This is a genomic window from Bacillus sp. Bwzl_19, assembly GCF_054900515.1.
Window position 1 is genome coordinate 3,050,542 of the sequence record NZ_CM142729.1, and the last position, 23,749, is coordinate 3,074,290.

Below are 23,749 nucleotides of genomic sequence, written 5' to 3' on the forward strand. Positions count from 1 at the left end.
TATTCAATTAGATTAGGCGGGATATATATGAAGGAAACCCAAGCTGTTATCGGTCTGGATATCGGCACGACCAGTACGAAAGCCGTTCTGTTCGGACCAAGAGGCAAAGTGTTAGCCAAGCATTCGGTTCACTATGATTTAATACAGCCAAAGCCGGCATGGGCCGAGCAGGATCCTGAGCACATTTTGGAAGCGGTTATCGGAAGCATCAGGGGCGCCGTCACAAAGGCCGGACTGAGTCCTGACAACCTGCTTGCAATCGGTATCAGCACCGCCATGCACTCATTGATTGCTGTCGATCAGCACGGCGGCCTGCTGACCAAAAGCATCATTTGGGCGGACAACCGCAGCGCTGAGCAATCAAAACGGATTATAAAAGAGATGAACGGTTTCGATATTTATAAAAGGACGGGTACACCGATTCACCCGATGTCCCCGCTTTCCAAAATTGTGTGGATGAGAGAGCAGGATAAGGAGACATTCGCGAAAACCGCCAAATTCATCAGTATTAAGGAATATATTCTGCACGAGTTTTTCGGGACATATGTCGTCGATTATTCCATTGCTTCGGCAACGGGGCTGTTCCGTTTAGAGACGCTTTCCTGGGATGAAGAAGCGCTCCGGATTGCCGGAATCCGGGAAGATCAGCTGTCGGACATCGTGCCGACCACTCATCAGCTGCGCGGCCTTGCGCCGGAAATCGCGGCACGGATGGGCATTCATGCGGATACCCCGTTTGTCATCGGCGCAAATGACGGCGTGCTCGCGAACCTGGGAGTAGGCGCGATCGGCAAAGGCGAGGTAGCCGTTACGATCGGAACAAGCGGTGCCGTGCGTTCGGTGACGGATACGCCGATTACGGATGAAAAAGCGCGGACGTTCTGTTACGCGTTGACTGACAAGCATTGGGTCATCGGCGGCCCGACGAATAACGGAGGCATTATGCTGCGCTGGCTTCGTGATGAATTCGCTTCTCCGGAAGTCGAAACGGCGAAGCGGCTGGGCGTTGATCCGTACGATTTAATGATTGATATCGCGGATAAAGTGCCCGCAGGTTCTGAGGGATTGCTGTTTCTGCCGTTTTTATCAGGAGAGCGCGCGCCGTTTTGGAATCCGAATGCCCGCGGAACGTTTTTCGGCATCAGCCTCCGCCATAAACGGGAGCATTTTATCAGAGCGGTGCTGGAAGGCGTCATCATGAGCGTCTTTTCAATCGGGGTCGCACTGAGAGATTTGGCGGGTCCCGCAAAAGACGTGCGGGCATCAGGCGGATTTGCGAGGTCGCCGCTGTGGAGACAGATTTTGTCCGATACGATGGGGCGGGAAGTTCTCGTACCGGAAAGTTATGAAGCCTCGGCGCTCGGAGCTGCCGTCCTCGCTTTACACAGCCTTGGCGAAATGGAACGGATTGAGGATGTTCAGGACTGGATCAGAATTTCTCACCGCCATGAACCAAATGTCAAAAACAGCGAAACATATATTGAGCTGTTTTACTTATACGAGCGGCTGTATGACAAGCTCAAAGATGAATTTGACGTCATCAGTGAATTTCAGCTCAAACAAAGCCGTTAATTCTTCTTTGAAAGGGTGAAAAGGTCATGTTACTGTTTATTGTCATTGCCGCTATTATCGTTTTACTCTTATTGATTACAGTCGCTAAGTTAAATCCTTTTATCAGTCTTTTGATTACATCCATCCTTGTCGGTTTCGCAACGGGCATGCATCTTCCGGACATTATCACTTCGATGAAAACCGGGCTCGGCAATACGCTGTCTCTGCTTGCGATCGTGCTGGCTCTCGGTACGATGCTCGGTAAAATGATGGCTGAATCAGGGGGTGCGGAGCGGATCGCTCACACCCTGATCGGCCGCTTCGGCAAAAAGAAAGTGCATTGGGCAATGATGGCCGTTGCTTTTATCGTAGGCATCCCGGTCTTTTTCCAGGTCGGCTTCGTCCTGCTCGTGCCGCTTTTGTTTACGATTGCGATTGAAACCGGCGTTTCATTAGTGACGATCGGGATTCCGCTCCTTGCGGGGCTTTCCGTCGTGCACGGATTGGTTCCGCCCCACCCGGCGGCGATGGCGGCTGTCGGCATTTATCACGCAAATGTCGGAAAAACGATTTTGTATTCTTTAATCGTCGGCATTCCGACTGCCATCATCGCGGGGCCGCTTTACGGAAAATGGATTGGTAAGCGCATTCACAAACCCGTTCCCGAACTTTTGAAAAAACAATTTATTGAACGGAATGAGAAACACAAGCTTCCTGGATTCGCAAATACATTGTTTACGATATTGGTACCGGTGATCCTGATGCTTATGGCAACGCTTGCCGAAATTGCGCTTCCGGAAAAAAGCACGCTCTATGAAACTTTTAAATTTATCGGCGATCCTGTCACGGCGCTTTTGATCGCCACGGTTTACTCCTTTTTCAGCCTTGGTTTTTATCAGGGCTTTAACAGAGAAAGCATTTTAAAATTCAGCAATGACTGTCTGGGACCGATCGCTTCAATTCTGCTTGTGATCGGAGCCGGCGGCGCTTTTAACAACGTCCTGATTGATTCAGGCGTCGGCACTTATATCGCTGATCTGGCGAAGCATTCAAGCTTCTCTCCCGTTCTTTTAAGCTGGACGATCGCGGCAGTCATACGCGTCGCCACAGGTTCAGCGACTGTCGCCATGATGACGGCGGCCGGCATTGTCGCACCGATTGCATCTGTCATGCCGGGCGTCAGCAGCGAGCTTCTTGTTTTAGCAACAGGAGCGGGTTCTTTGATTCTGTCTCATGTCAACGACTCCGGTTTCTGGCTTATTAAAGAATACTTCGGAATGACGGTGAAAGAAACATTCCTGACATGGACGGCGATGGAAACGATTATTTCTGTCAGTGCGATTTGTTTTATCATGATCATTAACGCGTTTATATAAAAACAGCCCCCGGACTGAACCGGGGGTTGTTTTTGTTATCGGTCATTCACAAGGATATAAGCAGCTTTAACGGGTCCGTGGACGCCGACAACCAAATCCATTTCGATATCGGCCGAGTTGCTCGGTCCGGTAATATAGTTGATGCAGGAAGGAACAGTGACGCCGTCTCTGATCTGCTGTTTCAATATATCACTGGCCTGCGTCATTCTCGGCACAATGGAAGATTTCGGGATGATTGCGATATAGGTGGTCGGAAGCAGGCTGACAGAACGGCCGGCATGCTCTGACGCATACAAAACGACGGTGGCTGATTCCGCAAGCGTGATCTCGCTGAATGTGATGCCCACATTCGCCTGTTCCGCTTTTTCAATATTTTTCGCTCCTTGTTCCGCATCCCATTCCCAAACCGGAATCCCTTCATCCGGCCACTCTTCTGTCATAAGGCTCTGCAGGCCGTATGTTTCAAACCGGCTGTCTTTCGGGATAATGACAGGCCCCCCTTCAAAGCGTTCCACCTGCGTGCGCAAAGCGGCGTAAAGCCCGGCGGCATCCGTTTCGATCAGCTCCGTATGAATGTTGACACAGTGGTCTTTCAGCATCATGACAAGGTCATCTTCCGTACAGTCCGCGTGCGTTTCATATTGAGGCTGATACTTCCATTCAGGCAGGGACACGCCTGATTTTCTGCGCTCTCTGCCCAGGCTTTCGGCAATCCGGTTTAAAAAGGATTCCTGATGTTTAACCGTCCCTTTCATCATCATTCTTCCTCCTTTTGTGTTTCCCGATCTTTAAACCAATCTCGGAATCTCGATTTATGCGGCGCCGGGAAGTCCCGGACTGTTGTCCATCCCTTTAACGGTCCCGGTCCTTTTGATATTTTGTCATCTTCCGTAAACGGCATCATGGCGGCTGGCGCCCATTTTGATCCCATTTTATAAAGAGACGGGGATGATGAGCCGAGCCCGAAGGCTTTCATGGCCAGTTTTTCGCTGAACGGCGCTTTGCCCTCTTTTTCCACGATGTTCTGCCGGTGCTTGAGCAGGAGCTCGTGCAGCGGAATTTTAACGGGGCACGCTTCCGTACAGGCCGCGCATAAGGAGGATGCGTACGGAAGCTCCTTATACTCGTCGTATCCGCCGAGAAGCGGCGATAAGACGGCGCCGATCGGGCCCGAATAGATGGACCCGTACGAATGTCCGCCGACATGCCGGTATACGGGACAGACATTAATGCAGGCGGCGCAGCGGATACATTGCAGCACCGATTGAAATTCCGTGCCGAGTATGCGGGAACGCCCATTGTCCACAACCACTAGATGGAATTCCTCCGGTCCGTCAGCTTCTCCCTCCCGCCGGGGGCCCGTCAGCGCCGTAATGTAACTTGTAAGCCGCTGGCCGACGGCGCTTCTCGTCAGCATGCTGACAAGCACTTCAAACTCAGAAAATGAAGGAACGATCCGCTCCATTCCCATTACGGTAATCTGCGTCTTCGGCAGCGCGGACACAAGGCGGCCGTTTCCTTCGTTTGTCACGAGACTGACTGAACCAGTATCCGCGATTGCAAAGTTGCAGCCCGTGATGCCGACGTCCGCTTCGAGAAATTTTTTCCGGAGAACGCTGCGCGCGTGCATAACGAGCTCTTCCGGTTTTTCCGTCTGCTTGTATCCGAGTCTTTCTTTAAACACGTCACGGATCTGCTCTTTGTTTTTGTGAAGAGCGGGAGCAACGATGTGTGACGGCGGGTCGTGATCGTCAATCTGGAGAATGTATTCGCCCAGATCCGTTTCTGTGACTTCACAGCCCTCTTCCTCAAGCACTTCGTTCATATTGATTTCTTCTGTCACCATGGATTTGGATTTCACGATTTTTTTGGCGTTTTTCTGCCGAATGACATCGCGGATATATGAGGACGCTTCTTCCGCCGTTTCGGCGAAAAAGACGTGTCCGCCTCTTTTGGCGACGTTTTCGGCGAGCTGTTCTAAATAGAAATCAAGATTGTCCAGCACATGCTGCCTGATTTCTTCCGCATGCGAACGCCAATCCTCCCAGTTTCCCAATTCCTCTGCCGCCTGAAGCCTTCTTGTCCTGAGCCGTTCCTGCGCTCCGGAGACGGCTCCTCTCATAAACTCATTATCTATTCCTTCTGATACCCGCTCTTTAAAAGCGGCGGTGCCGATTTTCATCGCCATGATTTTACCCCCCTGTTGTTTCTCGTTATCTGCTGTTCAGCACTTCGGCGATGTGCATGACTCTGACGTTTTTTTCTTTCCGGTCAAGACGCCCGCCGATATTCATCAGACAGCCGCAATCCGCCCCGATCAGCACCTCGGCCTCCGTGTCTTCCACACAGGCGACCTTCTCATCCACCATTTGTTCGGAGATTTGCGCCATTTTCACGGAAAACGTTCCGCCGAACCCGCAGCATTGATGTTTTCCGGGAAGCGGAGTAAACTCAAGCCCCTTCACATGGCGCAAAAGCTTCATCGGCTCCTCCGACACGCCGAGCAGCCTTGTCATGTGGCACGATGTATGTAATGTCGCTTTTTTATGCAGCACCGCACCGACATCCTCCACCCCGAGAATATTGACAATAAAATCTGTTAACTCATATGTTTTGTCTGCAAGCTGCTGCGCTTTTGCCGCCCACTTCGGATCGTCCTGAAACAGATGCGGATAGTCACGGAACATCGTCGTACAGGAGCCTGACGGACTGACGACGTACTCCGCTTCCTCAAACGCGGCAATCATCCGCTTCATCGCTTTTTTCGCATCCGTCACATACCCGCTGTTGTATGCCGGCTGACCGCAGCAAATCTGACCCTCGGGAAAATCCACCTCACACCCGAGCCGTTCCAGCAACTCAACCGTCGCCTTTCCGACATTGGTCTGGAACATATCCACAAGGCACGTGACAAATAATGAGACTTTCATGATGAACCCCTCTTTCATCCTCAATATATTGATCCGGTCATCTGATGACCTGTTTTTGGGAAAGCTCTATAAATATCCTACACTATTCTGAATATGGATTGGAAGGTTTTTCTGAAAAATCCTGTTGTCCGATGCGCTAAGGGCACAAAAAAAGAGAAGCCCGAAAGCTTCTCATGCTGCTTTACACCTCGTTTTCCAGCAGGCGCCCCAGCTTTTGCACACCCTCTTTTATCGCAGCTTTACCTGCATAACTGAACGACAGGCGGAGATATTCCGCACCGTCTTTCTGGTTCAGAAAAAAATATTTTCCGGGTACATAGGAAACGCCTGAAGAAAGAGCCCGCGCCAGCAGTGCGGACGTATCCGCACCCGGCACTCTCACCCAAACAAAATAACCGCCGTCCGGCACGTTCCAGGATGCGGATTCCGGAAGATATTGCTCTAATGCGGCGAGTAAAACGTCACGTTTGCTCCGGTATGCTTCCCGCAAGGCGGCGAGCCGTTCTTCAACATTCGTTTGTTCCAGATAGACGGCGGTCACCGCTTGAGAAAATGGGTGGTCCAAGTCTTTTTTAAACCATGACAAAGCCTTGATGAAAGAAGCGTTCCCTGCAATCCAGCCGATCCTCATACCCGGGGCGATGACTTTTGATAATGAACCGGCGTACAGTACCCGGCCGTTCTGATCCATGGCCTTTAAAGGCGGCGGGATATCAGTGAATCCCAGCTCTCCGTATGCATCATCCTCCAAGATGAGAAAATCATACGTTTCGGCCAGCTGAAGCAGGCGGGTTCTCCGCTTTGCTGACATCACAGTTCCCGCAGGATTCTGAAAAGCGGGTATCGTGTACAGAAGACGGGGAAGCACAAGCCCTTTGCGTTTTCTTTCCTCAAGCATGAGGGCTAATGTTTCTGTTTGCAGGCCCTCTTGATCTGCCGGAACGCTCATCATATGCGGTGTGTAATTTTTAAAAATCTCGAGCGCCTCCATGTAGGCAGGAGCTTCAACGGCAGCGGCGGTTTGTTCATCGAGAAAAACCCGGGCAGCCAGATCTATCGCCTGACAGGCGCCTGAGGTCACGATCAGTTCATCGTCCCGGCAGTGAATGCCGCGGACAGCTAATCGTTTTTGAATCTGCTTTTTTAAAACGGCCGGCCTCGGACTTCCCATATAATGCAGCGGCAGATCGCGTTCCTCATCGAGAAGACGGGATGCAGCTTCTTTCAGCTCCTTATCAGGAACGAGTGCGGGATCGGGATAGCCGGAATGCAGAGGGATGCACGCTTTCGGAACATCCGGCATCCATTCCCCGGGAGGATCGTTTGTAAGGGCTTTCTTTACATGGTCAGAAAAAAAAGATTCGGCCTGCATGTGATCTTATCCCCTTTCACAAGTCAGCTTTTATACATTTTCTTCAAAATAAGCCCCCAGCACTTCTTCCACATTCGTCAGGTGCGCCGTCATCGCGGCTTCCGCTTCATCCGCGTCTCCGGCGGCGACGGCGCTGTAAATGCGTTCATGCTCTTCATATAATCTTTTCACGCTCGTTTGTTTAGAAAACAGCCAAATCTTTCTCGTTTCTCTCATCGTTTCCAAAAGCAGCGCGGAGACATGATTCATGAGATGCTTGAGCAGACCGTTTTGTGATGCTTCCGCCAGCGCCATATGAAAGGAGAAATCTGCTTTTTCCCCCAATTCTTCGTCTCCGTCGATGTCTTTCATCTCCATGAGAGCTTGGCGGATTTTCTGTAAATCTTCTTCTGTTCGTTTTTCAGCGGCCATGGCGGCGACACCCAATTCAAGCAGCTTTCTGACTTCGAGCAGCTGTTTGACGTCCTCTTTTTTCATTAAGAGGGCGGAAGAAAGCGGCTGGGAAATATGGGCCGGTTCAAATTCTTTTATGTATGTGCCTTCTCCCTGTTTCATGTCGACGAGCCCCATCGCTTTCAAAGCTGACAGCGCTTCTCTGACTGCCGAGCGGCTGACCTGAAAACTCTCAGAAAGCGCCTGAACGGAATCAAGCTTTTCACCCGGCTTAAGCTCGCCCGCTTTTATCTTCTCAAGCAATGCATCAGCGACTTCTTCGTAGATTTTTTTCGTTTTAATTTGTTTATATTTCAACGCGATCACCCCGTCACTTGTGAATCTTGATGTTTATCGTCTATTATACTTCTTTTTTCGAGCCGCCGACAGGTTCAGACAATTTGTTTCAGAAAAGTATTGTATTTTCAAAACCTTCAAAATATAATGCTAATTAACCCGGTCATCAGATGACCTTATCATAAAAAGTAATCGTTTACATGTCATAAGGAGGGGTTTTTAGGGATGCAATGGACACAGGGGTATGCTCCTTTAGGGGGAAATTTGCTTTTATCGGCAGCTTGCGCGCTCGTGCCGATTATCTTCTTTTTTTGGGCGCTGGCGGTGAAACGGATGAAGGGGTACATAGCGGGTCTTTTGACATTAGCCGTTTCACTTTTAATCGCTGTATTTGTTTACGGAATGCCGGCGGAAAAAGCGGTGCTGTCCGCTTCGCAGGGAGCGGTGTACGGGCTGCTTCCGATCGGCTGGATTATCATCACGTCCGTCTTTTTGTATAAAATCACCGTGAAAACAGGACAATTTGAGATTATCCGAAGTTCGGTGCTGGCGATTACAGATGACCGCCGTTTACAAGCGCTGCTCATCGCCTTTTCATTCGGAGCGTTTTTAGAAGGCGCCGCCGGTTTCGGCGCTCCCGTCGCGATCTCGGCCGCTTTGCTCGTCGGACTTGGTTTTCAGCCGCTTTATGCGGCGGGGATCTGCCTGATTGCCAATACCGCGCCCGTTGCCTTTGGCGCGATCGGCATTCCGATTACCGCCGTCGAAGGTCCGACCGGAATACCGGCTATGGAAATTTCTCAAATGGTCGGCCGGCAGCTGCCGTTTTTATCCGTATTTATTCCGCTTTATTTAATCATTTTGATGAGCGGATTTAAAAAGGCTTTTGAAGTCTGGCCGGCCATTCTTGTTTCCGGCGTCTCCTTTGCGGCCGTGCAGTACGCAAGCTCAAACTTTTTAGGGCCTGAGCTGCCTGATGTGCTGTCGGCGCTTGTGTCCATGGCCGCGCTCACCGTGTTTTTGAAATTTTGGAAACCGAAAACGGCCTTTCGTTTCGCGGCAGAACGGGAATCAGCCGCAGCCGCTGACGTCACGCCGGCCGTGTACGGGGGGGCTGCGGTTTTTAAAGCATGGTCTCCTTTCCTTCTTCTGACGGCCATGATATCCGTTTGGGGGATTCCCGGCGTGAAGGCCGCCTTGACCGGTCATTACGAAGGAACGTCAATATGGCTTTCCTGGCTGAATGCAGCCGGGAAAGCATTGACCTTCACGCCTCCCGTCCCATTTGTAAATCAGCAGATTCTTCAGGCTGACGGCACGCCGATTGAAGCCGTGTACAAGCTTGAATTTTTCGGTTCAGCGGGCACGGCGATTCTGATTGCGGCCGTCATCTCCAAGTTCGCACTCGGCATGCCGTGGAAGTCATGGGGCGGGGCATTTATAGAAACCATAAAAGAACTAGCGCTTCCGATCGTCACCATCGTATCTGTTGTCGGCTTTGCTTATGTCACGAATGCTTCCGGCATGAGCGCGACACTCGGTCTTGCGCTTGCCATGACTGGCGCGATGTTTACCTTTTTTTCGCCGGTGCTCGGCTGGCTCGGCGTGTTTATTACCGGCTCTGATACGTCGGCCAATTTATTGTTCGGCGGATTGCAAAAGGTGACGGCGCTCTCTGTCGGGATGGATCCGGTTCTCTCTGTCGCCGCCAATTCATCAGGCGGCGTCACCGGAAAGATGATTTCTCCCCAATCCATTGCGGTGGCCTGCGCCGCTGTCGGTCTGGCAGGCAAGGAAGCAGAGCTTTTCCGCTTCACGATTAAGCACAGTCTGTTTTTGCTTTTGCTCGTCTGCCTCATTACATTTTTACAGCATCATCTGTTTTCATGGATGATCCCCTAACAAAGAGAACCTCCCCGGGAATTGGCTCGGGGAGGTTTCAGCTGTATCGTTTTCTCGCCGATGACGGCGGGATATTTAATTGGTCACGGTATTTGGCGACGGTGCGTCTTGAAATTCGGATGTCATATTGTTCAAGCAGCAGGTCGGCAAGCTTTTGGTCTGAAAAAGGTTTCTTTTTGTCTTCTTTACGGACCAATGCTTCCAGGTGTGCTTTTACGGCATAGTTTGAGGCGCTGCCGTCTCCCGATGATTCAGCTTTCGCCGAAAAAAATGTTTTCATATCGTACAGTCCGTACGGCGTCTGCACGTACTTTCCTTAGATGGCCCGGCTGATCGTTGATTCATGGAGCTCCAGCGTTTCCGCCACCTCTCTTAAGGTCAGCGGCTGCATGCCGCTTTTTCCTGTGAGAAAAAAGGATGCCTGCCGTTCAGTCAGGACGCCGATAATTCTCGTGATCGTTTGTTTTCTTTGCGATAAAGCCCGGTTCAGCCAGCGCCATTCCTGATATTTTGCCGACAGATAATCTTTCGTGTCACGGCATCCGGCGGCTGACAGCATCGGCCGATAATGGGCATGAAGCTGGATATCCGGGAACGAACGGCTGTTGAGCCGCGCTTGAATGATGCCGTTTTTCACCGTGATGAAAATATCCGGTTCAACGTAAAAACCCGGTTCCTCATGCGCATAACGGAGCCCCGGCCTCGGGTCAAGCGCGCTGATCATGTCAAAGATGTCCTGAATGTCTTTGAGCGGAATGCCCGTTTTCAATGTAAGCGCTTTCCAGTTCTTTCTTGCAAAAAGCTCAAAATAGGCGCCGGCAATCCATTCCGCCTGTTCGTTCCGCTCGGGCAGACGGCGGAGCTGAAGAAGGATGCATTCCTGCAAAGACCTGGCGCCGATTCCCGCGGGCTCAAGCGATTGAAGCTTTGCCAGAACGGCTTCCGTCTCCTCTAGTGAAGCGGATACATGGTCGGCGGCAGCTTGTATGTCCTCTTTTAAATATCCGTTAGAATCCAAGGAATATATCAGATAATTAAAAATTTTCTTTTCAGCATCGGACAGCTTCATGTCTATGGCCTGCTGTTTGAGCGAATCCTGCAGCGTTTTGCGCGTAAGCCTGATCTGCTGGCTTACGTCCTGTTCTTTCATCCTGTTTTTATTTGTTTTATGGTAAGATAGTGGCGGCGTGTCTGTTTCCTTTCGTTCAATCAGAGGGTTTTCCAGAGAGAGCTCATCAATATACCCGGCCAGTTCCGCGGAATTGTATCCGAGTAAAGTGATGGCCTGTTTAAGCTCTTGAGTCAATTGAGGCTTTAAAATTTGTGTTTGCTGAAGTTTGATATCCATCATGCTCACTCCCCTTTTTTCATTGTACATGATTGGTTTCATACCGTATATACTTATTAAAAGGAGTTGCTTTATAGATGTCAGAACTTTTTTCTGTTCCTTATTTTATTGAAAACTTTACACAGCATATTGAAATGAATCCGAATGAAGACCGAATTCATGCGATGAACAGCTATTACCGCTCCGTCGTCTCAACCCTTGTACAGGATCAGCTGACGAAAAACTCGGTTGTGCTCAAAAGAATTCAGCATTTGGATGAGGCGTATAACAAAGTAAAACGGGGAGAAACAAAATAAACCTTCCGCTCATTCAAAGCGGAAGGTTTTCCTTCGTGCCTGCAGTCTCGATCAGACGGACGTCCGGCGCTTCGTGTGTCCAGGTGTGATAATAGTTGGCGTTTTTCCCGTATGAATTATCAATGACAGTATTCGGTTTCCCAAGAAGCGAGGACAGGATGTGGCCGTGAAGCCTTGACGTTTCCGCCGATTCGTACTTGCTGAAAAACCGGACCGCTTTTTTCGTCAGGAAATCCGAATAGAATTTCCAAAACCGCGCAATCGGCAGCAGGTTTCCCGCTTTTTTATTCAGGACATTCAGCGTCTGGAAAAAAGCGATTCCCCGGCGGTCGCTTGCTGACAGCACATGCTGCCAGTCGCGTCAGTGCGGATAAAATGAAGCCTGCCGCGTGACGGAGCCGCTGCCGTCTTGATCGGATACAGCTGATGGGCCATATCAGGCAGAAGTCCGATGTGATTCGCCGAAAAAAAGCGTTTCGCAGTCTCGTGTGACACATGATCTCTCGTAAACAGGTGCAGATCCTTGTGCTCCGCAAAAAGCGCCGCTGTCTTTCGCAGCCGTGTTTCATCCTGATAATAGATGGATTGGGGCAGAATGACGATCCTGTTTTCGGGAAAGGCTTTGACGATTTTTTCTCTGAACGTCTGATAGTACGGATAGAGATCCCCGAAATTCCCGCCTCCCTGACAGACGATGATCGTCTTTTTATCCGCCCTGCGCCCGAACGGAAAATTGTCAGGATTCCAGCGCTGTTTCACGCGGATGCCGTGCGCTTTAAAAAACGCCTCCGTCCCTTTCATAATCAATAAATCCCCTACATTTCCATAGAGGGGATAGTCGGCATAAATGATGTCAGACTGGGGCGGTATGACGCTGAGCAGACCTGTCAGCGTCTCTTTTAATCGGCTCATGACATGGCGGCTGTCCATGTTTTCTCCCCTTTCGTTTCAAACAGTTGTGCTAGTGCGTCAATGACACGCTGCTGCTCTTCAATAGACAAATCAGACCCGGACGGCAGACAAATGCCCCGGCTGAAAAGGTTCTCAGAGACCCGTTCATGATCGCTGTGAGGATAAAAAACGGAAGATGAGAAAAGCGGCTGCGTATGCAGCGGTTTCCACAGCGGACGGGCCTCAATATTTTGTTCGGCAAGACAGGCGACGGCTTCCTCAGGCGTCACGCCGTTATCAAGCGTCAGAGCCGTCAGCCATCGGTTTGAAACCGTTCCTTCAAGCTCCGGCATCATGCGGATGCCCGGATACGTTTCCAGCGCTTCCTTATACCTGTGAAAGATTTCTCTCCTCGCCCGGACGCGTTCTTCGAGCACTTCCAGCTGCGATATACCGACGCCTGCGAGAATGTTGCTGAGCCTGTAGTTATAACCGAGCTCACTGTGCTGGTAATGAACGGCGGCATCTCTCGCCTGTGACGCAAGAAACTTCGCTTTTTCAATAGCTGCTTCATCGTCAGACACGAGCATGCCGCCTCCCGATGTTGTAATGATTTTGTTGCCGTTAAAGGAATAAATGCCGAAACGGCCGAACGTGCCGCTCTGTCTGCCTTTATATGTTGATCCTAAGGACTCGGCTGCGTCTTCAATCAGACGAACTCCGTATGCGTCGCAAAGGCGTAACAATTCATCCATTTTTGCGCTTTGGCCGTAAAGATTGACGGCGATCACCGCTTTCGGGAGCCTGCCGCACCGTTTTGCATCCCGGAGCGCCCGCTCAAGCGCGGCGGGCGACATGTTCCACGTCTCCCATTCCGAATCAATGAAAACGGGCTCTGCCTGCTCATACACAATCGGATTCGCCGTGGCGACAAACGTAAAGGAAGGACAAAATACAGCGTCTCCTTTTTTCACACCCGCAAGCCGCAGGGCAAGATGGATGGCCGCCGTTCCCGAGCTTACGGCCGCCGCGCTTTTCACCCCCGCATATTCCGCGAGCCGCGCTTCAAACGAATTGACGAGCGGACCGAGCGGCGCAATCCAATTGGAACGGAAGGCTTCCGCGATGTATTCCTGTTCTTTTCCGCTCATATGAGGCGGAGACAAATAAATCCGTTTGTTTGTTTGCATGAAATCATCCTTTTTCATTATGAATAGAGGAGATGACGCGGGCCGGAACGCCGACCGCCGTCACATGATCGGGAATCCGGCTGATGACGGCAGCCCCCGCGCCGATAACCGACCAAGGACCGATGTCTGTCCGCGGTATGACAGACGCGCCGATTCCGATGTGCGCTCCTTCCCCGACTTTCACTCCGCCGGCAAGCGCAGCGCGCGGGGAAAGATGGACGTAATCTCCGATTGCATTGTCATGATCGGCAACCGCACCTGTATTGATGATGCAATGCGCGCCGATGTCAGCGCCCGCCTGAATGACGGCGCCCGCCATCACAACCGTTCCGTGTCCGACGGAAGCCGTATCACTGACGATTGCCCCGGGGTGAATGAGAGCGGTGTAATCATCATGTTCAAGCCCAAGCGTTTCAGCGAGCTGCTTTCTTACACCATTGTGACCGATGCATATCGTGAATACGGCTCCCGGGACGAGTTTCCGAAGCATGTGCACGTCTTTCGTTCGGCCCGTATACAAACCGTCCCGAACGGTAATACCGCTGAATCCGTCGTCCAATATGCCCGCAAGCTCCATATCGGAACGAGCCTTCACGATTTCCTTTACAACTTTTCCGTGTCCGCCGTTTCCGATCAGCACGACCTTTTTCACGATGACATATCTCCGCTGCCTGTGAAGCGCTTTGCCGTCGCATGGCCGGATTGATGTATCCCCTCTGACACGAGAACCTTTTTCACAGTTAACAGCAGTATTTTCAAGTCGAGAAGGAATGTGCGGTTATCGACATACCACACGTCGAGCTTGAATTTTTCTTCCCAGGAAATCGCATTTCTCCCATTAATCTGCGCCCAGCCCGTAATGCCCGGTTTCACCTCATGCCGCCGCGCCTGCTCCGCCGTGTAAAGCGGCAGATAATCCATCAGCAAAGGGCGGGGGCCGACCAGACTGATATCGCCTTTGATCACATTAAAAAGCTGGGGAAGCTCATCGATGCTCAGTTTTCTGATCAGCTTTCCCGCTCTGGTCAGACGCAGATGATCCGGAAGCGGCGCACCGTTTTCGTCACGCGCATCCGTCATCGTCCTGAGTTTATACAAAGTAAACGGACGCCCGTTATACCCGGGTCTCGTCTGTTTAAAGAACACCGGCGACCCGATGGCGAATCTGACGGCGGCCATGGCGAAGAGAAGAATGACACTTGCGCCGCACAATAACAAAATCGCGGCCGTTATATCAAATACACGTTTCGCCTTCAAATCTGAACAGCTCCTTTCACTTTTCGGCATTTCTGTAAAGCAAGCCGCCTTTCTTCCTTCGTACAAATGAAGAAAAAAGCGAATGCGGCATAGCTCACGCATACGGCAAGCCCTGCGGCAATCAGGCCGGTCCAGCTGTCAAGCGGTGAAAACAGCTGGATTCCCCGGCAGACAGCCCAGGCAAATACAGCCGCCGCCAACGGACCGAACATGCCTTTGTAAAACGCGGTTTTCTGAAAGCCGGTAATATGCGAAACATACAGCGGCGTGAAGACGGCATTTTTCAAAATGAGAGAGACAGCTCCGGCAATGGTGATGCCGTACAGGCCGAGATGAGCCGGCCCGCTGAGAACAACGGCCAATAGAACATTCAGTCCGCCTAAGCATAAAGTAACGACGGCGGGCGTTTTTTGTTTATTAAAAGCCGTCCATACGTAAAATAGCGGCATGACAGAGAGACTGACCGCCAAATACGCGGCGTGAATGTATAAAATAGGCGCCGTCTGCACAAACGACGGGCCCAGCCAAATCGACAGAAACGGTTCGGCAAGCCCTCCTAATAAGGCGGCGGGAAGCGCGAGCAGAAGCCCGTTGAGCCGCACGGCCTTATTGGCGTAAGACAGGAGACCTTCCATATCGCCTTTTGAATAGCAGGAAGTCAAAACCGGCGCAAACAGCGAAGCGAGCGTCCCGGCAAGACTTCTAAGCAGAAGCGGAAATTGGATAATCGCCGCATAAATGCCCGCTTCCGACGGCCCCAGCACAAGGTTTGCCGTCATCAGGTCAATCTGCAGAAACAGCAGCACGCCGATCTGGTTGACAGAGCTCCATGCACCGGCCGAAAACAGCACTTTGCTCGTCTGTAATGACAAGGCTTTCCGCCTGAAAGAAAACCACGGAATCAATTTCTTAAAAAAGAAAAACGTCAGCACGGCCGCGCAGACGGCACCGGCTAAAGCCGAGAGCTGGATCTGCCAGATCTTCGGGGGAAGGAACGTAAACAGAGCGAGCACACACAGCACCCTGACCAGCATTTGCACGGCCTGAATGGAGCTTGTGATATAAAGCTTGTTGGCAAAAAACGGCCCCGTCGCGAAACCTGCCATAAAAAACGTCAGCATAAACAGCACACTGCCGATCACGATAGAGAGCCTCACATCCGTTAACAGCCCGGCCGGAACATTCATGATGCGGTCAATAAAAAAAGCCGTCCCGGCGAGCGGCACAGCGAGCAATAGCGAAATCACGACAGACGCGGCTAAATAATTGCTTACATACGCATTGGCCTCATCCCTGTTCCCCCTGTGGGCGGCGACGGAGAAAAACCTCACAACGACAGAGCTCAGCGCAACGGTAATAATAGAGAAATAGTTAATGATATTCTGTGTCAGATGGACAAACCCAAAAGCCTCTACACCTAATGTTTTGACAATAAAGGGGGTCATCCATACTGATAAAAACACCGATAGTAAAAACGCCGTCACATTGGCGCCGAAATTAATGGCAAATTTCATGCTCCTTCCGCACTGCCTTTCTCTTTCGTTTTCCGATCGAAAAATGCATGCAGAAGCAGCGGAAGGCGCATTTTGCACAGACCGAGCACCACACGTTCCCCGGCCAGCAGCTGTTTATGCCGGCACGGCGTGCTGCGCACCGCCGTTTTTACCATGTCATACGTTAAAATTCTGCCGATGTGCGCCGTAATCTCATGTGACGGCTGCGGGGCGGCGCATGCATTGGCGATCAGCATCGGGATCTGATGCTTACACAAATACGTATTGATATCGCTTTGGCAGGCGTCCGTCAGCCCGTTCGCCTCATAAAAAGCCATTTTCGCTTCATATTGCTTTTGCAGTTCGTCATCTAAGTGTGGCTTAAACGGAGTTTCTGTAAGGCTTGTGGGGTTTTCCCGGTAAATATAAAGCCCTTCATCTATCACTTTGACACGTGCTGCATGGCGGAACGCTGCCAAGTTAAACGGAGAGTCCTCGGCAAATCGGATATCTTCATGAAACAGCAGCCCTTGCAATACTTCTCTCCGGTATATATAACGCCATACGTACCAAATAAACCGATGTTCGTGCGCGCAGGTCAGCAGATCAGTCATCTCAGCCGCTGTGAAGACGCGGCCCGGCGGAATGGACGGCGGCATATACGCTCTTTCCTTAGACGGCGTTTCCTTATAATAGCCGCATCCGGCGATATCCAGCCGGTTCTTCTCCGCTTCTTCATAAAGCCGCTCGAACATCGTTTCCGTCACATAGTCATCGCCGTCCACAAAGCCGATATAACGGCCGCGGGCGGCTTTAATTCCGGCATTGCGGGCCGAGCTGAGACCGCCGTTTTCTTGATGAATCACCCGGATTCTCGCATCTTCTGCGGCGAATTGTTCGGCCATCCGGCCGGACTGATCCGGTGAGCCGTCATTGACGAAAATAATTTCGATGTCTCTCAGCATCTGTTTTGTTAAAGATACCGCGCATGCTTTAATAAAAGGCTCTGTCTTATACATCGGGACGATTACGCTTACCAGCGGCGCGTTCATTGGGCATCACCGCTGATTTTCGAGCGCAGCCCGGCAAAATAAACACTGCGCATAGAACCGCCTTCCTCATACTTGCCGCTCAGCAGCCGGTTTACAGCGGCCGTCACGGCTTCAGGCTCCGGACGTTCAAGCAATGTCATGTTCGGTATATGTTTCAGCCATTGAAAGCCTTCCATCACTTTATGGTCAAAAGAACGAATGACGACACAAGGCGTTTTCGTCAGCGCACAAAAAATCATCCCGTGAAGCCTGTCAGTTACGACGGCTTCCGCGCCTTTCAGTGTATTCCACAGCGCCTCCAGCTCTTCTTCCCGTGTATGGCGGCTGACTCTCCGGCCGACCGTCGTGGTAAAGGAATGCAGCTCTCCGTATTCTTCAGCCAAAGCTTCTTTTACCATCGTTCTTTCCTCAGCGGTCAGCGCGCTCTCCCGGTCCTCACGTAAGCAGAGGTAGATCCCTTCCCGCGGGAGGCGCCGTTCGCTTTTATCCAAATATAAGACCATGTCAGGCTGTTTGAGCACTGTTTTTCCGGGAAAATGACGCTTCATCCATTGATACGTCGTCTCGTCTCTTGCCATTAACAAAAGGTCGGGATGCGCATTATACACTTTTTGGGCGCGTTTCAGTTCCTTCCGCCCCTTTTTTGAATCAGAAAAGTGAGCCGTCGCCGGAAGCTGAACGATCCGATACTGATGGAATGTTTTTATAATAAAACGGCGCGTCCATTCCTCATAACGGTACAAATCACCCATGTTCCCGCCGCCGATGATGAATACCATATCATCGGGGTGGCGTTTTTTGATCAGCGCTTTTGCGGATCTGTATATATCCTTCATATCCACCTCAATGATGTCAAAATCGGGATACTCCCGTTCAAGAAACGTTTTGCTTGCGTAGGCGATGGCGTGATCGCCGAGATTATCGTGGGACGGAAGCAGCGTCAGAATGATCTTTTTTCTTGCCGCTGTATGCCCCGCCCCGTCCGCTGCCGTTCCGAAATGAAATTGAGACGGGTATTTCACCTTAAGCAAAAGCCATTCCGCGAGATTGATTTTTAAAGATTGTATCGACATGTCTTCACCCTCTGATTTTCATTTTGTACTCGATTGCCCGCTGATACGCGGCTGATGCCAGCGATACGAACGGAATCAGCTTCAGCTTCGCCAAAAGCAGAAGGCATGAGCGTTTAGCGTCAAACGGCGCCGTTCCTGTTTTGGAAAGACTCAGGCGGAACACGGGATCAGCGCATATCCGGCTGATATTCTGCCATTTCTCAGAAAAACGTCCGCCGTTATTCCGCTTCCATTCATTAAGCAGGCAGACTGTTCCGTGCTGGACGATAAAAAAGTCCAGCTCCTGCCGGTATTCCTGTAAGCAGCCGTTTTCACGCAAAAAAGCCTCGTTCAGCCGATAGAGAACCAGACCTGAGTCAAACAGCTTTTTCTGATAGCTTTGCACAATGGAAGTCAAGTGAATCCGATAATGATAGAGCGGCTGATCCACGTACGAGACCGCATCCGCGAATACATGCGCCCGGAGGCTGAAGTACTGATCCTCCACGTGTTCCAGCTCATCACGAAGCGGAAAGCGCAGCCGATGATGTTCGATCATGGTTCTGTTGTACAGCTTGTTCCATGAAAATCCGCTGACTCTTCCCTCAAATAAATCTTTCAGGTAGAGTTGTTTCGGACGGCCCTCATACGCTGAAGCGATCGTTGATACGACAGTTTTCCCCGTATCCGCAAATTCAGCCGCATATTCGCAAATGACGAGATCAGCCTGATCAGCCTTCGCTTTTTCATACATGCGCAGGCAATAATCCGGTTCAACCCAGTCGTCCGCATCAATAAAAGCGATAAATTCGCCGCGCGCCGCCTCAATGCCCTTGTTGCGGACCGCGCCGAGCCCCCGGTTTTTCTGATGAATGACCCGTATTCTCTCATCCCGCTTTTGATAGGTTTCAAGAATGGCCGGGCTTTGATCCGTTGACCCGTCATTGACGGCGATAATTTCGATATTGGCGAGCGACTGATTGAGCAATGAATCTAAACATTTTTCTAAATAGGTTTCCGTATTATACACAGCAATTAATAAACTGACCGCGGGTGTTTCCATATAAACCTCCAGTATCCATTACCGGGAAAAAATCGTTCTGTACGGAAGCACAGACGAATCGACCGGCATAAGCAAATAGCTGTAAAGAAAATAACAGACAATAATGGCGATATAAATCAGGGCATTCGATTTTTCATCAAAAATCCTCACAAAATAAGGGATCAGGATCATTTGGTACAGGCCGAAATATATATTAAACCGGGCAAAAATAACATCCTTTGTCGCCAGCAGACCGAACAGCAGGCCGAGCAGACAGAAATTCACGATGACATCAATGCCAGGCCAGAGCTTCCGCAGCCGCTCCCGGTAGCAGAAAGCCAAAAACAGCGGCAGAAGCAGCACCGCGATTTTTACGACGTTCATCCCGTTCGTATTGGTCATCAGCCATTTCTCATAATGGCCGTACGAGCTGTTCTCCAGCACGACGACAAACAGCGAAATGAACTTCTGATACAGAAACGTCATGAGAAGAAACAATGCCGACAGCCCGAAAATCGCGGGCGACCATGCCTTTCTTCTGACGATAAAATAAACCGGAATCATGATCAGGGCCGAGGAATGAAAGAGCGAGCACATCAGCACGATCAAAAAATAACGCTTCCAGCTTCCGCTGATCACGTAGCGGACGGCCCAAAACAGCACGGCCGCCACCATATACTGCCTGATGCCGTTAAAAGAAGCGTAATAATGATACGTGCCTAAAAACAAAAACACACTCAGCTCAAACGGACGCCCGAACTCGGCGAGCCCTTTTAAAATAAAGCTGCACGTCACGACCGCTACGGTGAAATACATGATTTGCGGATCTTTCGTGATAAAATTCATGAGCCAGATGAAAGCGGTAAACCCCGGATCAACAGCGGCTTTTTTCGCTCCGAACCCGAAAATCTCCCATATGCTGCCGTAATTGCCCGCCAGTTTGTACATCAGCGCGTACGTCTGAAAATCCGTTCCGACTCTGTAGCGTAACCCGGAGACCAATACCAGCGATAGCAGCGGAACCAGCATGACGAGCTGATTCGGGCGGTACCCGGTCGAAAGCGATTGATCACGCCCGCCGCACATTTTCGCGAACCATGACCAAATATAAACAATTCCCATATTGACTACATATACAATCATTCGTTACTGTTCCTTTTCACAATTCATATTGTAAAGCTTCATAACAGCCCCCGCATTTTCTCCCGCATCATATCCCAGCCGTCCGAGGGTTTCTTTAATGCGGGCCTTGTCAGGCACCGGCGTCTCCGCTGCCCGTAAAATTGCGGCTGCCCATTGTTCGGGCGGCTCTTTGAGGCTGAGCCTGCTGACCAGTCCGAGCCCGGCATCGGCTTCTTCTGTTATGCCGTCTGATATCACGCACGGCACCCCGGAGGCCTGCGCTTCAACGAGCGTGACAGGCAGCCCCTCATATAGAGACGGCATGACTAATACATCCAGCGTTTTCAGCAGATCATGAACGCGCTCCTCTACGCCGATAAAACGCACATCATCATCAAGCCCCAGCTTCTCCGCCAGTTTTTCCATATCGGTGCGAAGCGGACCGTCTCCGGCGAGAATCAGCTGAAAGCCGATGCCCCGCTCTTTCATATCAGCGGCCAGCCGGAGCAGAAATTGGTGGTTTTTCTCCTCTGTAAAGCGGCCGATATGTCCGATTGCCAAACGGCCGCCGGCAATGCCCCGCTTCCTTTTTTCCGATTCTGTGTCCGCACGCCCGCCGGCAAATAAATCGAGATCAATGCCGTTCGGCAAAAGATGCACATCTTTTTCTTTACCGAATAAGAAACGTCCCGCCTCTTCCCCGCAGGCGCACAGCGCGGTGGCGTTTGCCGTGATCATCCGTCTGAATACAAATAGCTGCATCCCGGCAAGCCGCGACGACCGCCCCCGCCACGACGTGCTGTGAGAATGGCAGATCCTCACCGGGACACCGGCTAAACGCGCAGCCAGCGCGATAAATCCCGATTGAAAATCGGTATGGGCGTGCACGGCGGCAAACGGGCCTTTTTCCTGAATCACCCGTTTGACCTGTTTCACAAATGTTATCGGATTTGTGCTGCCGATGCTCGGCACATAAAAAAGCCGTCCGCCGAGAGTAAGAATTTCCTCATCATAAGCGCACGGATCGTTCCTATGGGTTAAAAAATCAAACTGCACCTTCGTTCTGTCCATCTTCCGGTACAAATTCATCATCATCGTTTCTGCGCCGCCTCTGTTCATCCCGCTGAAGATGTGCAGCACCCGCACAGGTGTGTCAGTCATGTTCGGCAAGCCCTTCTTTTTGGCGGATGTCCCTGTTTTTATGATAACGGTTCATGACCGCGGGCGGCGTAATGGCGCGGATGAGCGGCTTTGCGATATACACGTAATGGGAAAACGGCAGCTTCAGCCGTCTGCACGCCTGAAAAACGAGCACAGCATTATCAATGGAATACGTGAACGACCTCCGTTTAAACGCATCGCTGTCCTCTCTCACTTTATACAGCGTTTCTTGGAGATTGTACCCTCTGAAGCCCTCTTCAAAAAAGCGCAGCCACAAATCGATATCCTCCATCCGCCGCGTCCGCCTGACTGACCGGTAGCCGCCGAGCGCTTTGTACGCTTCGGCCCGCATCATAATGGTGCCGTGGCAGAACGGTGTGCCTTTCGCCATGATTTCCGGTTTCGGCACCGGCGGCAAAAGCCGGGCGCCCCTCACGCCGAATTCGTCAAATACGAGCATACCCGTGCCTACGACTTGATAGTGGGCGTGCTTGTTTAAGAAAGCGGCCTGTTTTTCCAGTCTCCTAGGGGCGGAGATATCGTCTCCGTCCTGTCTGGCGATATAATCCCCCGACGCGTATGTCAGACAGCGGTTCAAAGAAGCGGCAAGCCGTTGATTTGTCCTATTTTGAATCAGCGTAATCCGGTCGCTGTAATGATCCGCGTAACGGCGCGCAATCTGATACGTTCCGTCAGTTGACGCGTCATCACACATAATCAGCTCCCAATTCTTATAAGATTGGCTCAGGATGGATTCAATACTCTCCGCCAATGTCTGTTCGCAATTATAAATTCCCATGATGACGGAAATTTTCGGTTGTGCTCCTGCATTCATACGCTTTTCTCCTTTTTATCCATATAACCGGCGTAAATATGCGCCATTTCCTTTACCGTGCGTGTTTCTGAAAAGCATTCCGCCGTACGGCGCCCTTTTTGCCCCATTGCTTTTCGCAGGCCGGGGGAGCGGTACAGCTTTCCAATCCGATCGGCAAACGCCGCGCTGTCTCCGGCCGGCACGAGAAAACCGTTCACGCCGTCTTCGATGATCTCACGGTGCCCCCTGTTATCTGCGGCAACGGCGGGCTTTTCGGCAGCCATTCCCTCAAGGACATTCATGCCGAGCCCTTCCCGGATACTTGAGGCGACAGACAGATCAGCAAGCTGAATGAGTTCATGAATGTCCCGGCAAAAACCGTAAAACCGCACAATATCGGATACACCGAGTGATTCAGCCTTTTTTCTGTACGACTCTTCCATCGCGCCTTCTCCCGCAAATACAAGCTTCAGCTCAGGGATGCTGTTCTTCAGCAATGCCGCAGCCTCAATGAGGATACCCTGGTTTTTATTGCTGTTTAATTCAGCTGGATAAACGAGGATAAATTCTCCGGCGGTGAAGCCGTGTTTTTCTCTCAGACGTTCACTCTCTGCCCGGCTTACAGGCCGAAACCTGTCCGTATCAACGCCGATGCCGTGTATTTTTTTCGCGTCGCAATCGGTTTTTTTCATTTGCTTGGCCCGTTCGTAATCCTCTTCATTAATGGTAATCAGGCAATCCGTATAAGAAGAAAGAAATTTTTCGATCGGGTAATAAAGAAGCCAATTTTTCAGAGGCGCTCCCTCACAGAAGTGAAAACCATGCGCGGTGTAGAGCACCTTTGTCCCTTTTTGGCGTGCTTGTCTCGCGGCAAGGCGGGCGAGCACGCCGCCGACCGGCGTATGGCAGTGAATCATGTCATAGCCGTTATCCTGAATGAGCCGTTTCAGCCGTCTGTAAACAGAAAGGTTTTCGGGATGAAACGGTGAGCGCCGGATCGGAACGGAAAACTTTTCATTCACGAACGGCAGATTCATATCACCGCCTGCCGCGACGTGCACCTCCCAGCCCATATCCTGAAACCATTGAAAATACGGAAGATGAAAGGCTTTAAAATGATAATCGAAAGTGGCGCAGAATAATACTTTTTTCGTCATCTTTCTGACCTCCC

The 23,749-nt window shown here is 51.1% G+C and carries 20 protein-coding genes and 2 pseudogenes; 4 read left to right on the plus strand and 18 right to left on the minus strand.

Annotated elements, in window-relative coordinates:
* Positions 1 to 27 precede the first annotated feature (27 nt).
* Together gntK and ACW5MY_RS16270 are read left to right on the plus strand one after the other, a co-directional pair.
* Positions 28 to 1,572 (plus strand): gluconokinase, encoded by a 1,545-nt coding sequence (gene gntK, locus ACW5MY_RS16265; RefSeq protein ID WP_013353671.1) that lies wholly within the window; start codon positions 28 to 30, stop codon positions 1,570 to 1,572.
* A 26-nt stretch (positions 1,573 to 1,598) separates the two neighbouring features.
* Positions 1,599 to 2,927 (plus strand): GntP family permease, encoded by a 1,329-nt coding sequence (locus tag ACW5MY_RS16270; protein ID WP_013353672.1) that lies wholly within the window; start codon positions 1,599 to 1,601, stop codon positions 2,925 to 2,927.
* A gap of 35 nt (positions 2,928 to 2,962) precedes the next feature.
* On the opposite strand, the gene ACW5MY_RS16275 is transcribed toward ACW5MY_RS16270, so the two are convergent.
* The 5 genes from ACW5MY_RS16275 to ACW5MY_RS16295 all read right to left on the minus strand — a co-directional run bounded on the left by ACW5MY_RS16275 (position 2,963) and on the right by ACW5MY_RS16295 (position 7,979).
* Entirely contained in the window at positions 2,963 to 3,685 is a 723-nt protein-coding gene (locus tag ACW5MY_RS16275; protein WP_014471054.1) for a LutC/YkgG family protein, read from the minus strand.
* Complete coding sequence (locus ACW5MY_RS16280; protein WP_013353674.1) at positions 3,685 to 5,115, minus strand: LutB/LldF family L-lactate oxidation iron-sulfur protein; 1,431 nt, start codon at positions 5,113 to 5,115, stop codon at positions 3,685 to 3,687. Before ACW5MY_RS16280 ends, ACW5MY_RS16275 begins: the two co-directional genes overlap by 1 nt.
* A gap of 25 nt (positions 5,116 to 5,140) precedes the next feature.
* The gene (locus tag ACW5MY_RS16285; protein WP_013353675.1) at positions 5,141 to 5,857 is read right to left on the minus strand and encodes a (Fe-S)-binding protein; all 717 of its coding nucleotides are present in this window, start codon (positions 5,855 to 5,857) and stop codon (positions 5,141 to 5,143) included.
* Between the two features lie 181 nt (positions 5,858 to 6,038).
* The gene (locus ACW5MY_RS16290; protein WP_289393932.1) at positions 6,039 to 7,229 is read right to left on the minus strand and encodes an aminotransferase-like domain-containing protein; all 1,191 of its coding nucleotides are present in this window, start codon (positions 7,227 to 7,229) and stop codon (positions 6,039 to 6,041) included.
* Between the two features lie 30 nt (positions 7,230 to 7,259).
* Positions 7,260 to 7,979, minus strand: coding sequence for a FadR/GntR family transcriptional regulator (locus tag ACW5MY_RS16295; protein ID WP_013353677.1), 720 nt, complete (start codon positions 7,977 to 7,979; stop codon positions 7,260 to 7,262).
* Between the two features lie 204 nt (positions 7,980 to 8,183).
* Here ACW5MY_RS16295 and lutP point away from each other — a divergent pair, with 204 nt between their 5' ends.
* Positions 8,184 to 9,860 (plus strand): L-lactate permease LutP, encoded by a 1,677-nt coding sequence (gene lutP / locus ACW5MY_RS16300; protein WP_013353678.1) that lies wholly within the window; start codon positions 8,184 to 8,186, stop codon positions 9,858 to 9,860.
* Between the two features lie 37 nt (positions 9,861 to 9,897).
* On the opposite strand, the pseudogene rpoN reads toward lutP, so the two are convergent.
* Positions 9,898 to 11,208, minus strand: a pseudogene (rpoN, locus tag ACW5MY_RS16305) (RNA polymerase factor sigma-54).
* A 77-nt stretch (positions 11,209 to 11,285) separates the two neighbouring features.
* Between rpoN and yvfG the strand changes: the two are divergent.
* Complete coding sequence (gene yvfG, locus ACW5MY_RS16310; protein ID WP_003151570.1) at positions 11,286 to 11,504, plus strand: protein YvfG; 219 nt, start codon at positions 11,286 to 11,288, stop codon at positions 11,502 to 11,504.
* Positions 11,505 to 11,517: 13 nt separating this feature from the next.
* Here yvfG and ACW5MY_RS16315 read toward each other — a convergent pair.
* From ACW5MY_RS16315 to ACW5MY_RS16370, 12 genes and pseudogenes are all read right to left on the minus strand, one after another.
* A pseudogene (locus tag ACW5MY_RS16315) lies at positions 11,518 to 12,434 on the minus strand (polysaccharide pyruvyl transferase family protein).
* The gene (locus tag ACW5MY_RS16320; RefSeq protein ID WP_289393933.1) at positions 12,413 to 13,585 is read right to left on the minus strand and encodes a DegT/DnrJ/EryC1/StrS family aminotransferase; all 1,173 of its coding nucleotides are present in this window, start codon (positions 13,583 to 13,585) and stop codon (positions 12,413 to 12,415) included. Before ACW5MY_RS16320 ends, ACW5MY_RS16315 begins: the two are co-directional and overlap by 22 nt.
* 4 nt (positions 13,586 to 13,589) lie before the next feature.
* Positions 13,590 to 14,237 carry an acetyltransferase gene (locus ACW5MY_RS16325; protein ID WP_289393934.1) on the minus strand — a complete coding sequence of 216 codons (648 nt, stop codon included), beginning with the start codon at positions 14,235 to 14,237 and terminating at the stop codon, positions 13,590 to 13,592.
* Complete coding sequence (locus tag ACW5MY_RS16330) at positions 14,234 to 14,842, minus strand: sugar transferase (protein WP_014471058.1); 609 nt, start codon at positions 14,840 to 14,842, stop codon at positions 14,234 to 14,236. Before ACW5MY_RS16330 ends, ACW5MY_RS16325 begins: the two co-directional genes overlap by 4 nt.
* Positions 14,839 to 16,356, minus strand: coding sequence for an MATE family efflux transporter (locus ACW5MY_RS16335; RefSeq protein WP_014471059.1), 1,518 nt, complete (start codon positions 16,354 to 16,356; stop codon positions 14,839 to 14,841). Before ACW5MY_RS16335 ends, ACW5MY_RS16330 begins: the two co-directional genes overlap by 4 nt.
* Positions 16,353 to 17,387, minus strand: a complete 1,035-nt coding sequence (locus ACW5MY_RS16340) for a glycosyltransferase (protein WP_013353685.1) — start codon at positions 17,385 to 17,387, stop codon at positions 16,353 to 16,355. Before ACW5MY_RS16340 ends, ACW5MY_RS16335 begins: the two co-directional genes overlap by 4 nt.
* Positions 17,384 to 18,460, minus strand: a complete 1,077-nt coding sequence (locus tag ACW5MY_RS16345; protein WP_013353686.1) for a polysaccharide pyruvyl transferase family protein — start codon at positions 18,458 to 18,460, stop codon at positions 17,384 to 17,386. Before ACW5MY_RS16345 ends, ACW5MY_RS16340 begins: the two co-directional genes overlap by 4 nt.
* A 4-nt stretch (positions 18,461 to 18,464) precedes the next feature.
* Positions 18,465 to 19,502, minus strand: a complete 1,038-nt coding sequence (locus tag ACW5MY_RS16350) for a glycosyltransferase family 2 protein (RefSeq protein WP_013353687.1) — start codon at positions 19,500 to 19,502, stop codon at positions 18,465 to 18,467.
* Between the two features lie 18 nt (positions 19,503 to 19,520).
* Positions 19,521 to 20,624 (minus strand): EpsG family protein, encoded by a 1,104-nt coding sequence (locus ACW5MY_RS16355; protein WP_094247476.1) that lies wholly within the window; start codon positions 20,622 to 20,624, stop codon positions 19,521 to 19,523.
* A gap of 3 nt (positions 20,625 to 20,627) precedes the next feature.
* A complete protein-coding gene (locus ACW5MY_RS16360) occupies positions 20,628 to 21,764 on the minus strand; it encodes a glycosyltransferase family 1 protein (RefSeq protein ID WP_094247475.1) in 1,137 nt (378 codons plus the stop codon).
* Positions 21,757 to 22,599, minus strand: a complete 843-nt coding sequence (locus ACW5MY_RS16365; protein ID WP_013353690.1) for a glycosyltransferase family 2 protein — start codon at positions 22,597 to 22,599, stop codon at positions 21,757 to 21,759. Before ACW5MY_RS16365 ends, ACW5MY_RS16360 begins: the two co-directional genes overlap by 8 nt.
* Complete coding sequence (locus ACW5MY_RS16370; RefSeq protein ID WP_289393936.1) at positions 22,596 to 23,735, minus strand: glycosyltransferase family 4 protein; 1,140 nt, start codon at positions 23,733 to 23,735, stop codon at positions 22,596 to 22,598. The genes ACW5MY_RS16365 and ACW5MY_RS16370 overlap by 4 nt, the downstream gene beginning before the upstream one ends.
* Positions 23,736 to 23,749: the final 14 nt, after the last annotated feature.

Bases quoted from the DNA above. Each gene is read 5' to 3' on its own strand.
- ACW5MY_RS16355 (WP_094247476.1), bottom strand. From the start codon at position 20,624: ATGATTGTATATGTAGTCAATATGGGAATTGTTTATATTTGGTCATGG.
- ACW5MY_RS16320 (WP_289393933.1), bottom strand. From the start codon at position 13,585: ATGCAAACAAACAAACGGATTTATTTGTCTCCGCCTCATATGAGCGGA.
- ACW5MY_RS16345 (WP_013353686.1), bottom strand. From the start codon at position 18,460: ATGTCGATACAATCTTTAAAAATCAATCTCGCGGAATGGCTTTTGCTT.
- ACW5MY_RS16285 (WP_013353675.1), bottom strand. From the start codon at position 5,857: ATGAAAGTCTCATTATTTGTCACGTGCCTTGTGGATATGTTCCAGACC.
- ACW5MY_RS16370 (WP_289393936.1), bottom strand. From the start codon at position 23,735: ATGACGAAAAAAGTATTATTCTGCGCCACTTTCGATTATCATTTTAAA.
- gntK (WP_013353671.1), top strand. From the start codon at position 28: ATGAAGGAAACCCAAGCTGTTATCGGTCTGGATATCGGCACGACCAGT.
- ACW5MY_RS16335 (WP_014471059.1), bottom strand. From the start codon at position 16,356: ATGAAATTTGCCATTAATTTCGGCGCCAATGTGACGGCGTTTTTACTA.
- ACW5MY_RS16350 (WP_013353687.1), bottom strand. From the start codon at position 19,502: ATGGAAACACCCGCGGTCAGTTTATTAATTGCTGTGTATAATACGGAA.
- ACW5MY_RS16365 (WP_013353690.1), bottom strand. From the start codon at position 22,599: ATGAATGCAGGAGCACAACCGAAAATTTCCGTCATCATGGGAATTTAT.
- ACW5MY_RS16340 (WP_013353685.1), bottom strand. From the start codon at position 17,387: ATGAACGCGCCGCTGGTAAGCGTAATCGTCCCGATGTATAAGACAGAG.
- ACW5MY_RS16360 (WP_094247475.1), bottom strand. From the start codon at position 21,764: ATGACTGACACACCTGTGCGGGTGCTGCACATCTTCAGCGGGATGAAC.
- ACW5MY_RS16270 (WP_013353672.1), top strand. From the start codon at position 1,599: ATGTTACTGTTTATTGTCATTGCCGCTATTATCGTTTTACTCTTATTG.
- yvfG (WP_003151570.1), top strand. From the start codon at position 11,286: ATGTCAGAACTTTTTTCTGTTCCTTATTTTATTGAAAACTTTACACAG.
- ACW5MY_RS16290 (WP_289393932.1), bottom strand. From the start codon at position 7,229: ATGCAGGCCGAATCTTTTTTTTCTGACCATGTAAAGAAAGCCCTTACA.
- ACW5MY_RS16275 (WP_014471054.1), bottom strand. From the start codon at position 3,685: ATGATGAAAGGGACGGTTAAACATCAGGAATCCTTTTTAAACCGGATT.
- lutP (WP_013353678.1), top strand. From the start codon at position 8,184: ATGCAATGGACACAGGGGTATGCTCCTTTAGGGGGAAATTTGCTTTTA.
- ACW5MY_RS16280 (WP_013353674.1), bottom strand. From the start codon at position 5,115: ATGGCGATGAAAATCGGCACCGCCGCTTTTAAAGAGCGGGTATCAGAA.